Source organism: Clostridioides difficile ATCC 9689 = DSM 1296 (genome assembly GCF_001077535.1).
GTDB classification, from domain to species: Bacteria; Bacillota; Clostridia; order Peptostreptococcales; family Peptostreptococcaceae; genus Clostridioides; species Clostridioides difficile.
Genome location: NZ_CP011968.1, coordinates 867,198 through 881,704, shown reverse-complemented (window position 1 = coordinate 881,704; position 14,507 = coordinate 867,198). Strand labels below are relative to the sequence as shown.

Here is a 14,507-nt window from a genome sequence, read left to right as displayed (position 1 = left end):
TTTATATTATTGCAGATTGTTTGTGTATTTATTATCTTTCACTACTGTTTGGACTTATTACAGATTTTTACTCCCTAAACTTAATTAGTAAAAATTTCTTAGAATAGCATTTTTTGGACTAATTTTTTTGAATTTTTTTATTTTTCCTACTTTAATATTAATTATAGCTTCAAATTGAACATTTGTATATATTCATTTGAAGCTATAATTATTTTTTATATAAAACTTTTTTAATACAGCATTAATTTAGACATTTTGACTATTTTTTCTACTTTAATTCATTTATTTCAAGCGATTTATCCTATTTCATATTTTTAGCTACAATAGCCCCATATGCAATAGAATATAATTTAGATTCATGTGAATCAGCTCTTGACACTAAAACTATAGGAGCTTTTGCACCCATAATTATACCTGCTGATTTAGAGTCTGCCATATATGTAAAGGCTTTCCCTATTCCATTACCAACCTCTATTGTTGGAACCAATATGATATCTACATCTCCAGATACTTCACTTTTAAACCCTTTTATCTCACTAGCTTCTTTTGAAACAGCTAAATCAAAAGCCAGAGGACCTTCTACAATTACATTTTCACCAAATTCTCCTTCTTTACAAGCTTTTGCTAACATATCTGCATCTACAGTTGCTTGCATCTTAGGATTTACTTTCTCTTTAGCTGCCAAACATGCAACTTTTACAGTTTCCATTCCTAAAGCTTTTGCAGCTTTTATAGAATTTTTTAATATCTTTGCCTTTTGTTCATAATCAGGAGCTATATTCATACCTCCATCTGTAGTTATAAGTAATTTATGGTATTTTTCTAACTCATATACCATAACATGACTTAATAAACTATCAGTTCTAAGACCATAGTCTTTATTTAACACTTCTTTTAATATGACAGATGTATCTAATAATCCTTTCATTACAAAGTCGGCTTCTTTACTTGATACTAATTTAACTGCTATTTCTGCACACTCTTTGATATCATCCTTATCCACTATTTTGATACCACTTAAATCAAATCCTATTTCTTTTGATATTTCTCTTATTTTGCCTTCATTTCCAACCAATATAGGAGTAATTATATTTCTTTCTACAGCATCCTTTATTGCCATTAAAACTTCTTTATCATGAGCTGCTGCTACAGAGAGTACAATTTTCTCTCCTCCCTTAAGTTGTTCTAAAATATCATCTAATTTTTTTATCAAAAGTAACCCCTCCCTTATATATATTTAACTAAATAATACCATATTTGCTATACCTTTTCTCAATTTATTTTTTATGTTATAAAGAATTTATATAACTAAAAGACAGTTTAATATTTTATTCTGGGATTTCATCAATAACTCTTAAAAGCTTTGCAGGAACACCACCTACAATAGTATTTTCTGCAACATTTTTTGTTACAACTGCTCCAGCAGCGATAATTGCATTATCTCCAATAGTAACTCCTGGAACTACAGTTACATTAGCACCAATCCATACATTTTTTCCTATTGTGATTGGAGAAGGATAAGTTGTACCACGTTTCTCTGGTGCAATACCATGGTTAAGTGTAGCCAATACCACATTATGCCCAATTTGCGTATTATCTCCAATCTCAATCCCCCCCTGGTCTTGAAAATGGCAACTGCTATTTATAAAAACATTTTTTCCTATTGTGATGTTTTTTCCACAATCTGTATAAAATGGTGGAAACATAAAAAATGATTCATCTACCTTTTTTCCAATTAACTCAGAAAATAAACTACGGACTTCTTCTGGTTCATGATAAGAAGAATTTAACTTACTTGTGATTTTCATTGCCTCATTACTCAACTTAACCATAAATTCATGTATTTCTGATTTACTAGAAACAGGTTTTCTTTGATTGATATGTGTTAAAAATTCATTGATATTCATTTTATACATCCTTTCAATATGTGCTTTAATTTATTTGTACATTCTAAATAATATTTTAATAAAAATTAATTTAATTTATTTTTATTAAAATATCATTGCTTCTTTTAGTGTAATATACAATTATATCTATATCAAATATCTATATTAAATACTTAACTATACTTAAAAAGCATTTAAATTGATATAATTATATAATAAATAAGTTAATATTGAGGAGGGATAATTATGGAAATAAGAGTATTAAGATATTTTTTAGCAATTGCAAGAGAAGAAAGTATATCTGGTGCGGCAACCTTTTTACATATAACACAACCAACACTTTCTAGACAAATTATGGAACTTGAAGAAGAGTTGGGAGTTAAATTATTGGTTCGAGGAAATAGAAAAATCACCTTAACAAATGAAGGTAGGCTTTTACATAAAAGAGCAGAAGAAATTATATCATTAGTTGATAAGGTTGAATTAGAATTTGACAATCCCAATGAGATTATTAGTGGTGATATATATATAGGAAGTGGTGAAACTGAAGCTATGCGACTTATAGCGAGAACTGCCCATCATTTTCATCAAAAATACCCCAATGTAAGATATCACCTTTTTAGTGGGAATGCTGATGATGTGACTGAAAAATTAGACAAGGGACTGCTTGATTTTGGTATTTTAATTGAACCCGCAAATATACAGAAGTATGATTATGCACAAATTCCTGCTACTGATGTATGGGGTTTACTAATGCGTAAAGATAGTGCCCTTGCATCACAAAGCACAATAAATCCAAAAGATTTATGCAATATACCTCTTATTATTTCAAGACAGACACTTGTTGATAAAGCAATTTCTAAATGGCTTCAAGGCAGTAATGAAAAACTAAACATTATTGCAACATACAATTTAGTTTATAATGCTTCTCTTTTGGTAGAAGAAGGTCTGGGCTACGCTCTGTGTTTAGATAGACTCGTCAATACTACAGAAAACAGTAATCTTTGTTTTAGACCTCTATCTCCTCCTTTAGAAGCTAAATTAAATATTATATGGAAAAAACATCAAATATTTTCAAAGGCAGCAGAAAAATTTTTACTTCAAATACAAAAAGATTTTTCTTCTATCATGTTGGATACATCTAAGTTGGATACACCCAAAGAAAAATAAATCATAATAAAAAGTGAGAGTGTCTCAAAATGAACTTTGCACTGTATAAGGCACTCTTTTTTATACAAAGTAAAATATATGTTCATCATTTCAGCACTAAAAAAGAGGCTTATCTCTATTTTGAGATAGCCCCACTTAACCAATAAAATTAAATACAACTTAACAATATCCTTACTTATTTATTCCAAGTTCTCTTAGACAAGCAATAGTAATTTCATCTTGTGGATTTAATTCATAAGCTCTTTCTATATAGTAAGTTGCATCATCAATATCACCATTATTTAAATAAGCCATTCCTAAATTGCAAAGTATTTCTGGGTCTTCCTTTATCTTAGCCGCTTGTTCAAAATACTCTATTGCTTTATCTAAATTATTCTTATAAGCCTCACAAAGCCCCAATTCCACTATAGTATCCACTTGATTAGGCTTTATTATCAATATCTTCTCAAGATACATCTTAGCCTGCTCTATTTCGTCCATACCCTTATATCCAAGTGCTATCATAAACAGCAAGTTCCACCAATCCATATGTTCTTCTTCTAATGGAAGTAACTTCTCTAATCCTTCCTTAAACTTACCTTGGAATACAAGTGTATATCCTTCTTCATATTGAACTTTAAAGTCCATCTTGCCCAGATTCTCTTGTACCTCAGCTACTAAATCAGCATCTAACCCTAGCCTTAACGCTTCTTCCCAAGTCAGCTTAGTCTTTAAATATTGACCTTGATTATAATAATGGTAGCCTAAGTGATAATAACCTAATGCAAAATTCTCATCAACATCAATTACCTTTTCAAGCTTAGCCATGGCTTCAAGTAAGAATGCATTCATTGCCTTATCATCCATATCTTTTTGATACTGTTTAGCTATCTCTTGGCAAACAATCGCATAGTTATACATTGCATCTAAATCATCTGGATACATTGTTATAAATGCTTTTATATATATTAAAGAATCTGTATGTTCACCAATCTCAAAGTATTTTCTCGACATATATCCCATATACGATTTCAAATCCAAATCAATATCTTTTGATAAAGCATTTAAAAACTTCTCATACTCTGCATTGTTTTTAAACTTACTATCTATTCCAATTATATATATCATTGCATCTGCTATAGACATTGAATTTAACTTATCTTGAGCAGTCTTTTCTTTTATCCCTTTTACTAATACCTCATTTTTTATAGGTACATCTAATCCACCTTTTGGCACTTCATAGCTTTTTAATTTAAACTCTCCACCATGTTTTATAGTTATAAAAGCTAATTCTTCTGCTTTTTTTAGCAAATATTTTTCTATCTTAAAATCCATTTTATCCTCCTAAATACTTAAATCTCTACTTTATGAGTTTTAGATTTCTCAAATATTTTTTTATCATCATACTCAAATAAGACTACATTTTCTACTTCTCTTATTTCTGTATTTATATCATTTTTTAAATCCACAACATTAAATCTAAATGGCTCAAAATGAACATATTTTATTATATGTTTAGCTGGTTTATCAACAAAACTAGGTAAATATGTTGATAAGTTATCATTATCTTGTAAAAATACATGGCATCTATTCTTAAAATCATCCACATCTAGCTTATTAAAAAACTGTGGTATATTTGATGTTTTACCCAGTGATATATAGTCATATTTTAATATATCGTTGAATACATCATTATCTATGTTGATTTTTTCATTATAGAAATCCATCAATATTTTATATAACTGATTCTTTCCTTGTGCCAAATCAAAGTAGCCATTTTCATCAAAATACTTGGCAAAAACCTCAAAGAATTTAAAAGGGCTTTGTTTATAAAATCTGCCTATAATATATCTCATAGATAACACAAAGTTTTTAGAATTGTAGTATCTCTCCAGTATATCTTCTATATCCTTTAGCTTCAAAGTTTCTTCATAGCTTATATAATTATTGTATAAAAACTCATATGGAGCATAATCCTTATATTTAAAACCATGCTCATCTGCAACTTTTCTCATACCTGTCCCTTTAATCATCTTTAAAAAGCCTAATTGCAGATGCTCTATACCTAGATTAAATACATCATTAAAAGAATTTTCAAAGCTCTTATAATCTTCATAAGGCAGTCCTGCAATTAAGTCTAAGTGCTGATGTATATTTCTATAAGATGCTACAGTTTGTACAACATGAGACAACTTTTTAAAATCATCCCTTCTGCCTACTGCATCAAGTGTTTTTTCATTCGTTGACTGAACCCCTATTTCAAATTGAAAAAGACCTTCTTTACAATCAGCCAAAAACTCAAGCATCTTATCATCTATCAAATACGCTGTAACTTCAAAATGATAAGTTGTATATCCATTATCATTTTTCATAAGGAAATCCATGATTTCCATAGCCACTTTTCTATTTGCATTGAATGTCCTATCTATAAACTTTATCTGTGATACTCTTGCATCTATTAAAGCTTTTAAATCACTCTTTATCCTGTCTAAACTAAAATACCTTAGACCTGGAATAGTAGATGATAAACAGTACTGGCAGTTAAAAGGGCAACCTCTTGATGATTCATAATACACTATTCTATTTTCATATTCTTTTGGATTCAAGTTTTCATAAGGACTAGGAATCTCATCCAAATCTTGAAGTAATTCCATAGGCTTATTCACTATTATCTCATTGCCTTGTCTATATACAAGTCCATTTACATCATTTATTTCCATCTTTCCTTGCAAGTGAAGTACTAAGTCTCTAAAAATTAATTCTCCCTCTCCATAAAGTATATAATCCACAAAATCATACTTTTTCATTGCCTCATAACTATCATAACTCACTTCCGGTCCGCCCAAAGCTATTTTAGTATTAGGTCTAATTTTTTTTAGATTATCACAAAGTTTAACTATATCTCCCACATTCCAGATATATGTTGAGAATAATATTATATCATATTCATTTTTATATATATCCTTTAAAATATAGTCCAAATCGTTGTTTATCGTGTATTCTTTCATATTAACTTCTATCAAATCTCTTACAAATTCTTTTAGATATCTTATAGCCAAATTTGTATGAATAAACTTGGAATTTAATGTTGTTAATAAAATTTTCAAATATTTCTCACCTCTTTTTAAGATTATACTGTCTTTTTGTACCCCTTATAGGTTAAAATAGTATATGTAAAGTCTAAATAATATCTATATAATTAATTTATTAATTTCAAGTAATGTGAGGAAAGGAAGTTTTTTATGGAATTAATTGAAAAAGTATCTATCAACTCTTTATCAAAAAGAGATTTACTACTTATTATAAAGTCTCTTGAATACACTAATGAAAATACTCAAATTAGTGATTTCATTGACCTTAGGAATAATATAGTAAAGGAATTATGTTTTTTAACTGACACTAAGGAAAAAGATTTTTTAGATTATCTAGAAAAAAATAGCACACTCTAATAACCTAAACCTTTTTAAACTTTAATATATAAATACCTGATTTAGAATTTATTTTTATGCTTAATATATTATCATTAAAGGTTTTCGACATAACTGTTATTTGATTAAATATAGGGTCTACTATAGTATTACCTTCTTCAAGTCTTATAAGACTTCTTGGGTCTATGCTTTTATTATATGCCTTAACTCCAATTTTATATTTTCTCAATTTAACAACATATTCGGACATAGAAAAAATAAAATCTATATTATCTTCATTTAATTTACTATCTTCACCCAAAATGGATAATATAGATTTTTTTATGCTATTAATTCCTTCATTTTCTACAGTTCTATCTTCCATATATACATCATATAGAACATTTAAAACATTTAATAAAATACTTTCTTCATCATAATCTTCAGATTTCAAATCAATGTACTTATCAATTAATTGTATTGCTTTAATCCTTGCCATCTGAAATTTTACAACATCTGATTTGTCTAATTCTATAGAAAATCCTATTATCTTGTCTTTAATACTCTGTAGTAATTCGACATACTCTATTTTACTATTATTTATAAGATTGTGCATAATGGAATTATACACTACAGAACCTAATAAATAATCAAATAAAAGTTCTTCTTTTTTAAAATAAATAACATACTTTTTTATTAGTTTAATAACCTCATCTTCACTTTTTTGAATATTAGTATTTGATAAAATTAGTGGTAATAAAATATTTAAAAAATTGATATTTCCTATTTTTTCTCCATAAAATCTATAGTAAATAAGTTCATCTCTCAGTCTATTTTCGTCTATATACACACATCTTTGCGTTTTATCATCTATTAAGGATTTTGTATTTATTATAGTTAAATCTTTAAGAGCCCTACTTGCACTACTAAAAGAAGATGTGTAGACTTTTTTTAGTAATTCGTCATTCATAAATATATCCTTTCTGAAAAATTGAATGTAAATAAATTGTTATTAAAAAAAAAGAGACAGCCCGTTTAAGAAGCTGTCATATATAGGGGGATAGTAGTGTACAAAAATCATTGTAATCTACTATCTATATATTATTATACGATACTACTTTTTTATATGTAAAGCATCAGTTTTCGACATCCCTATATTTTACAGTTATACAAATTGCGTACTAAGTTCAATTTTATTCTTTTTATTTCAACATTTTATCATGCTACATTCTTTCAGGAGCGTGCATTCCCAACAATTTCAGAGAATTTTCTAAAGTTTGTTTTGTTGCTAAAACTAATGCAAGTCTTGCTTTTCTTATTTCCAAATTTTCTACTAAAATTGGATTGTCATGATAAAATTTATTAAACGCTTGAGCTAAATCTAGCATAAATCTAGTCACTATATGTGGCTCATTTTTCTTTAGAGCAAGTAAAATATTCTTATTGAATGATTCTATAACTCTAAGAACTTCTGCACTATCTTCATCAGCTAATAGACTATAATCTATATCAGAAGTCACTTCTACTTCTGCTTTTCTTAAAACTGCACAGCATCTAGCATGTGTATACTGAACATATGGTCCAGTCTCACCATCAAAACTAAGCGTTCTTTCCCAAGAGAAGGTATAGTCTTTAATTCTACTATTAGATAACTCTTGGAATACTACTGCCCCAACACCTACTTGCTTAGATATTTCATCCACATTTTTAGCATTTGGGTTTTTAGCTAGTATAATTTCCTTAGTTTTATCTATAGCTTGATTTAAAGCATCTTCTAAAAATACTACTCTTCCTTTTCTAGTCGACATAGTACCTTCTTCAAGTGCAACCATACCAAATCCAACATGAATTAAATCTTTTGCCCAATCATATCCCATAAGCTCAATTACCTTAAACCATTGTTGGAAATGTAAGTTTTGTTGAGAACCAACTACATATATACACTTGTCAAAATCATAAGTTTCTTTTCTATATATTGCAGCAGCTAAATCTCTTGTCATATATAACGTTGAACCATCATTCTTAGTAATAAGTGCTGGTGGCATTTTATACTCTTCTAAATCAACAATTCTTGCTCCTTTAGACTCTTTTAAAAGATTTTTCTCTTCTAATAGTTCGATAACTCTGTTCATTTTATCAGAATAAAAACTCTCTCCTGCTAAAGAATCAAATTCTATATCTAAAAGTTTATAAACTCTGTTAAACTCTTTTAAACTCTCATTTCTAAACCATTGCCATAATTCTTGTGCTTCTTCGTCACCATTTTCTAATTTATTAAACCATGCTCTTGCTTCATCTTCCATTTCTGGGTGTTGTTCAGCTTCATCATGGAATCTTACGTATAATTTTAGCAATTCTGGAATTGGATTAGACTCTACTACTTCTTTTTCTCCCCACTTTTTAAAGGCCACTATTAACTTACCAAACTGAGTTCCATAGTCACCTAAATGATTTATTCTTATAGTCTTGTATCCTTGCGAATCATATATCTTATATAAAGCATTACCTATAACTGTAGTTCTTATGTGCCCTATATGGAAAGGTTTTGCTATATTTGGAGAAGAATATTCAACTATTACAGTTTTATCTTTTCCAAAATCACTATGTCCGTAATTTTCTTTTTCGTCTAAAACTTTTTTAATTACAGTTTCTGCTAATTGAGATTTATTTACAAAGAAATTTACATATCCGCCTAATTGTATTACTTTTGTTATCTCTCCACTTGGTTCTATACTTTCCGCCAATTCACTTGCTATCATGTTTGGAGCTTTTCTAAACACTTTGGCTAATTTAAAGCATGGAAAAGCATAGTCCCCCATATCCTTATTTGGTGGAACTTCTATAAGTGCCTCTATCTCTTCTTTCGATAAATCTTCTATTTTTTCTTTAAGGCAATTTGATATTGCCACCTTAAAATCTTGCATTCTGTTGCTCCTCTCTACATTGTTCCTGGTTTATATTGTGCTTATCTCTTTATGTTAAATCAAATTTCGTGTTTTTTCAAGTATTTCATTACAGTGTAAAACACTTTAGTAATTATGTTTTCTGTATATATTAAAAATACTATAATTGCAGTTTTTAATCACACTATTATTGATTTTTTATAAGACTTTTTTCTATTTTATTGTTTCTTGTACTATCCAGTTGACTTTATATACTTTTTTTAATCTTTTATCTATTTTCATACGTCAATGCTAATTTTATATACTTTTCTTTTAATCTTTTATTAATTTTCATACATCAATGTTAACTTTATATACGTTTTTTTAATCTTTTATCTATTTTCATACATCAATGTCAGCTTTATATACTTTTTTTACTCTTTTATCTATTTTCTATAAATCTTTTTCACTCTTAACTTTTATTCCTTCTTCTTCTAATAGCCTTGCTGTTATACCTTTCCCTGGTATCTTTTTACCTGAAAAACTACCATCATATATTAGATTACATCCACAAGAGGGGCTACCCTCTTTTAGTATTGCTTCGCTACATACATATAAATTTGCTATTTTTAGAGTTTCATTAGCCCCTCTTACAAAGTTTTCTGTTACATCCTTATTATCTTTAGTAATTACTTTTCCATCAACTATCTCAGCAGGTGGTCTTGGTGTAGATAGACCACCTAACTGCTCTGGGCATACAAGTGTAAATTCTTTGCCTTTTAAATATTCCTTGACTTTTTCATTATCATTATTATCGCCACTATATTTACAATTTATTCCTATTAAACATGCAGATACCAATATCATAAAAATGTGCTCCTATACAAATTATATATATTCTCATACAAATTACTAATGTATTCTTATACAAATTATTTTAATTTAACAATTGTTACTCCTGCTCCACCTTCTCCATATTGACCACCTCTTTGTGATTTTACATGTCTATTTCTTCTTAAAATGTCTTGTAGCCCTGCTTTTAATACTCCTGTACCTATTCCATGTATTACTGTTACAGACTCTAAACCTGCCACATATGCATCATCAAGATACTTTTCTACTTCCATTATAGCTTCTTCTAGGTTTAACCCTCTAAGGTCAACTTCATTTTTTACACTACCAGATTTTGACCTTATAATGTTTCTCGTTGATTTAGTTACATTTGTTGAAACATCTTTGCGTGTTTTTTGTAAAGACTTAAAAGGTAGAGTCATCTTCATTATACCAATTTGCACTACTGCTTCTTTTCTCTTTTTATCTACTGAAACTACACTACCATTTTGATTTAAAGTTATTACCTTAACTTCTTCACCTGGCTTTAAGTCTTTTATCTCCTTATTTGATACCTTTGGAACTATCATACTTTTTACTGTTGGCTGAAGACTTCCCATAGAGCTGGTCAATTCTTTTCTAAGTTCTTCTATCTTACGATTCTTTTCTTTTGAAGCTCTTTCTTGTTCAAGACTTCTAAGTTCTTTTATTATAATATCTACTTCTTCTTTAGCTTGTCTTATAATTGAAAATGCTTCTGATTTAGCTTTTTCAATCATCTTATCTCTTTGACTGACCAATTTTTCAAGCTTTTCGTCATACTCTACTTTCAGTTTTTCAATCTCTTCTTTTAATCTTTCAGCTTCTTCTCTATCTTCTACTGCTTTGATTCTATTCTTTTCAACATTCTGTAACACATCTTCTAAAGCTATGTTTTCTGTATTTATATATTCTTTAGCACGTGAAATCACATAATCACTTAGCCCAAGTTTTCTAGAAATCTCAAACGCATTTGATTTTCCGGGAACACCTATAAGTAACTTATATGTTGGGCTTAAAGTTTCTATATCAAATTCAACTGCTGCATTTTCTACACCTGGTTTAGTAAGAGCATAATTTTTAAGCTCACTATAGTGAGTGGTAGCTATACATTTAGCTCCTACAGAATTTATATCTTCTAATACTGCTATTGCAAGGGCAGCTCCTTCAACAGGGTCTGTTCCCGCTCCTAACTCGTCAAATATAACTAAAGAGTCTGCTGTTACGTTTTGTAATATAGATACTATATTCGTCATATGAGATGAAAATGTTGATAGACTCTGTTCAATACTCTGCTCATCTCCTATATCTGCAAATACATTATCATATACACACATACTACTTCCATAATCAGCAGGTATATGAAGTCCACTTTGTGTCATAAGTGCAAATAGACCTACAGTTTTTATTGTAACAGTCTTACCACCTGTGTTTGGACCTGTTATCACCAATGTATGGAAGTCTCTTCCTAAATAAATTGTATTTGCTACTACCTTCTTTTTATCCAGCAGTGGATGTCTTCCATTTTTTATGTTTAAATATTTATCCTCATTTAAAGTTGGTTCTATTCCTCTCATCTGTATAGAAAGTTTTCCCTTTGAAAATGCAAAGTCCAATCTTCCAAGTATCTCTTGATTAGAAATTAAGTCTTCACTAACTTCTCCAACCATAGCAGAAAGCTCTGATAAAATTCTTTCTATTTCTTCTTGCTCACCTAGTTTTAACTGTCTCAATTCATTGTTCATCTCTACTATAGTCATTGGCTCTATAAAAAGTGTCGCACCAGAAGATGACTGGTCATGCACTATACCAGCTACTTGCGACCTATATTCAGATTTTACAGGTACTACAAATCTATCACCTCTTAGAGAAATTATTGCATCTTGTAAGTACTTTTGATAAGTAGTTGAACTTATTATTGAATTTAATTTTGACCTAATGGATTGATTTTTTTGGGCTATTCTTCTTCTGATATCTCTAAGTGTACTTGAAGCATTGTCAGATATTTCTACTTCACTAATTATAGCATTGTATATCTGGTCTTCTATGTCCTTGTATACATATAGAGAATTTGATAGAGATTGTATTATTGGATAATTAAAATCTTCTTCATCACTACTAGATAAGCTATTTCTTAATCTTCTAGCCACTCTTAAGGTATCTGCTATCATAATCAGACTTCCTGGGTCAAGAGAAGCACCTATATAAGCTCTCTTTACCTTATCTTCTATATCATGAATACCTTCCAACCCTACTGAACCTCTCTTTATAATAATTGATTGAGCTTCACTAGTTTCTTCTAGCATAGATTTCACTTCTACAAAATCAGTATTTGGTACTAAATTTTCTATATATTTTAGACCTAAAGAAGATGAGGCTTTCTTCTTTAACAAATCTATTATTTTATTGTATTCTAGAACTCTTAACGATTTCTCATTCATTTTCTATATTCACCATCCTCGATATTTTAACTTTTTTATTTAATTTTAAAAATGTATGTTTTCAAGCATTTCCAATAAAAACTGCAAGTTTTATTTCTTTTTCATTTCTAAAATTATTATATTTTTTCTCTTTTAGATATATTTTACACATATTTTGTATTATACTATGTATGTAGCTATCTATATATTATACATAAACATGCTTTATTTGTAATATAATCTGTTAAAAAATCTTCTTTAATATTTTTAAAGGAGTTTATTTTAGCTTATAAAAAAAAATAGCTACTTATATAGATAAATTAAGGAGGAACATGAGTCATGGGAAACGTATTAGAAGGATTAAAACCAGAAAGTGTTTTTAAAAACTTTGAGAAAATATCTCAAATTCCTAGAGGTTCTGGAAATGAAAAAGGCATAAGTGATTTTTTACTTAGCTTTGGTAAAAATTTAGGTCTTGAAACTATTCAGGATGAAAGCTTAAACATAATAATAAGAAAGCCTGCTACAAAAGGATATGAAAATTGTCCAGGTGTAGTTCTTCAAGGACATATGGATATGGTTTGCGAAAAAGAAAAGAATGTTGAACATGATTTTCTTAAAGACCCTATAAAATTAAGAATTGATGGTGACATGATATATGCTACTGGAACTACTCTAGGAGCTGACAATGGTATAGCTGTTGCTATGGGTATGGCTATATTAGAAGATAATACTTTAGAGCATCCTGCACTAGAAGTTTTAGTTACTGTTAATGAAGAAGATGGTATGAATGGTGCAGATGCACTAGACCCTAGCTTAATTAAAGGTCAATATATCCTAAATATGGACTCCGAGGAGGAAGGATACTTATTAGTTAGCTGTGCTGGTGGTAAAACTTGTGTTGTTAGTTTACCTGTTGAATACAAAAAAGTTGAAGGTGACAAACAAGGATTATTAGTTGAGGTTACTGGACTATTAGGTGGACACTCTGGTATGGAAATTGTTTTACAAAGAGCAAATGCTAACAAAGCAATAGCTAGAGTATTAAGTGTATTGAATGTTGATTATGAATTAGCTTCTGTTGATGGTGGTACTAAGCACAATGCTATACCTCGTGAAGCTAAATGTGTAATAGCTGTTAATAAAGCTGATGTTGAATCTGCTAAAAAACAAATAAATGACATTTTAACTGCATTTAAACATGAGTTTACTACTTCTGACCCTGGCATGACTTACTCAGTAGCTGAAACTTCTGTAGACAAAGTTCTTACTAAAGATTGCAAAGAAAAAGTTGTTCAAATGTCTTGCTTAACTCCTCATGGAGTTCAATCAGTAAGTCTTGATATAGAAGGATTAGTTGAAAGTTCTACTAACTTCGCTATAATTGAAACTAAAGAATCTACTATTGAATTTTTAACTTCTGTTAGAAGTTCTGTTATGTCTATTAGAGATGAAATCGCTGATAGAATAAGACTTTTGGCTCAAGCTTTAGGTGCTAATTACGACCTTATAGCTCAATACCCAGCTTGGGAATTTAAAAAAGGCTCAAAATTAGAAAAAATATGCAGTGAAACTTATGAGAAATTAACTGGTAAAGTTCCTACTGTTATGGCTCTACATGCTGGTCTTGAGTGTGGATTATTACTTGATAAACTTCCTCATGCTGAAGCTATCTCTATAGGACCAGATATGTTTGATGTTCATACTCCAAATGAACATGTTAGTATCCCTTCTGTAGCTAATGTTTGGGATTATGTTATTGAAATATTAAAATCTATGAACCAATATTAAATTTAAGTTTTGATTCTAAGTAGATTTTAATTTTAAGTAATCTATATAAAATTAACTCTGTAAATTAATACTACTGTTAGTATAATATTTACTTTCAATATT

General features: G+C 29.3%; 11 protein-coding genes. 3 read left to right on the top strand and 8 right to left on the bottom strand.

Translation table 11 applies throughout. From position 1 onward, the window contains the following. Positions 1 to 301: 301 nt before the first annotated feature. Positions 302 to 1,213: a bifunctional enoyl-CoA hydratase/phosphate acetyltransferase gene (locus CDIF1296T_RS04470; protein WP_003436909.1), complete on the bottom strand. Its 912-nt coding sequence runs from the start codon at positions 1,211 to 1,213 to the stop codon at positions 302 to 304. Between the two features lie 115 nt (positions 1,214 to 1,328). After that, positions 1,329 to 1,907: a sugar O-acetyltransferase gene (locus tag CDIF1296T_RS04465; RefSeq protein ID WP_009895773.1), complete on the bottom strand. Its 579-nt coding sequence runs from the start codon at positions 1,905 to 1,907 to the stop codon at positions 1,329 to 1,331. Positions 1,908 to 2,132: 225 nt separating this feature from the next. Between CDIF1296T_RS04465 and CDIF1296T_RS04460 the strand changes: the two genes are divergently transcribed. Next, positions 2,133 to 3,056 (top strand): LysR family transcriptional regulator, encoded by a 924-nt coding sequence (locus CDIF1296T_RS04460; RefSeq protein WP_009895771.1) that lies wholly within the window; start codon positions 2,133 to 2,135, stop codon positions 3,054 to 3,056. Positions 3,057 to 3,227: 171 nt separating this feature from the next. Here the strand turns inward: CDIF1296T_RS04460 and CDIF1296T_RS04450 are convergent, their stop codons facing one another. Continuing rightward, positions 3,228 to 4,370, bottom strand: coding sequence for a tetratricopeptide repeat protein (locus tag CDIF1296T_RS04450; protein WP_009895769.1), 1,143 nt, complete (start codon positions 4,368 to 4,370; stop codon positions 3,228 to 3,230). 17 nt (positions 4,371 to 4,387) lie between these two features. Next, entirely contained in the window at positions 4,388 to 6,142 is a 1,755-nt protein-coding gene (locus tag CDIF1296T_RS04445; RefSeq protein WP_009895768.1) for a B12-binding domain-containing radical SAM protein, read from the bottom strand. A 135-nt stretch (positions 6,143 to 6,277) separates the two neighbouring features. On the opposite strand from CDIF1296T_RS04445, the gene CDIF1296T_RS04440 reads away from it, so the two are divergent. Further along, positions 6,278 to 6,484 carry a hypothetical protein gene (locus CDIF1296T_RS04440; RefSeq protein ID WP_003418305.1) on the top strand — a complete coding sequence of 69 codons (207 nt, stop codon included), beginning with the start codon at positions 6,278 to 6,280 and terminating at the stop codon, positions 6,482 to 6,484. 4 nt (positions 6,485 to 6,488) lie between these two features. Here the strand turns inward: CDIF1296T_RS04440 and CDIF1296T_RS04435 are convergent, their stop codons facing one another. The 4 genes from CDIF1296T_RS04435 to CDIF1296T_RS04420 all read right to left on the bottom strand — a co-directional run bounded on the left by CDIF1296T_RS04435 (position 6,489) and on the right by CDIF1296T_RS04420 (position 12,635). Further along, on the bottom strand, positions 6,489 to 7,412 hold the full coding sequence (locus tag CDIF1296T_RS04435; RefSeq protein ID WP_011860932.1) for a hypothetical protein: 924 nt from the start codon (positions 7,410 to 7,412) through the stop codon (positions 6,489 to 6,491). Between the two features lie 253 nt (positions 7,413 to 7,665). Beyond that, the gene (gene argS, locus CDIF1296T_RS04430) at positions 7,666 to 9,366 is read right to left on the bottom strand and encodes an arginine--tRNA ligase (protein WP_003436885.1); all 1,701 of its coding nucleotides are present in this window, start codon (positions 9,364 to 9,366) and stop codon (positions 7,666 to 7,668) included. Positions 9,367 to 9,777: 411 nt separating this feature from the next. After that, the gene (locus CDIF1296T_RS04425; RefSeq protein ID WP_003436884.1) at positions 9,778 to 10,191 is read right to left on the bottom strand and encodes a 2-thiouracil desulfurase family protein; all 414 of its coding nucleotides are present in this window, start codon (positions 10,189 to 10,191) and stop codon (positions 9,778 to 9,780) included. Between the two features lie 65 nt (positions 10,192 to 10,256). Continuing rightward, positions 10,257 to 12,635: an endonuclease MutS2 gene (locus CDIF1296T_RS04420; protein ID WP_009895762.1), complete on the bottom strand. Its 2,379-nt coding sequence runs from the start codon at positions 12,633 to 12,635 to the stop codon at positions 10,257 to 10,259. Positions 12,636 to 12,953: 318 nt separating this feature from the next. On the opposite strand from CDIF1296T_RS04420, the gene CDIF1296T_RS04415 reads away from it, so the two are divergent. Next, entirely contained in the window at positions 12,954 to 14,405 is a 1,452-nt protein-coding gene (locus CDIF1296T_RS04415) for an aminoacyl-histidine dipeptidase (RefSeq protein WP_009895759.1), read from the top strand. Positions 14,406 to 14,507 lie beyond the last annotated feature (102 nt).

Coding starts and splice junctions, on each gene's coding strand:
- CDIF1296T_RS04450 (WP_009895769.1), bottom strand. CDS start 4,370: ATGGATTTTAAGATAGAAAAATATTTGCTAAAAAAAGCAGAAGAATTA.
- CDIF1296T_RS04425 (WP_003436884.1), bottom strand. CDS start 10,191: ATGATATTGGTATCTGCATGTTTAATAGGAATAAATTGTAAATATAGT.
- CDIF1296T_RS04465 (WP_009895773.1), bottom strand. CDS start 1,907: ATGAATATCAATGAATTTTTAACACATATCAATCAAAGAAAACCTGTT.
- CDIF1296T_RS04415 (WP_009895759.1), top strand. CDS start 12,954: ATGGGAAACGTATTAGAAGGATTAAAACCAGAAAGTGTTTTTAAAAAC.
- CDIF1296T_RS04440 (WP_003418305.1), top strand. CDS start 6,278: ATGGAATTAATTGAAAAAGTATCTATCAACTCTTTATCAAAAAGAGAT.
- CDIF1296T_RS04460 (WP_009895771.1), top strand. CDS start 2,133: ATGGAAATAAGAGTATTAAGATATTTTTTAGCAATTGCAAGAGAAGAA.
- CDIF1296T_RS04435 (WP_011860932.1), bottom strand. CDS start 7,412: ATGAATGACGAATTACTAAAAAAAGTCTACACATCTTCTTTTAGTAGT.
- CDIF1296T_RS04420 (WP_009895762.1), bottom strand. CDS start 12,635: ATGAATGAGAAATCGTTAAGAGTTCTAGAATACAATAAAATAATAGAT.
- argS (WP_003436885.1), bottom strand. CDS start 9,366: ATGCAAGATTTTAAGGTGGCAATATCAAATTGCCTTAAAGAAAAAATA.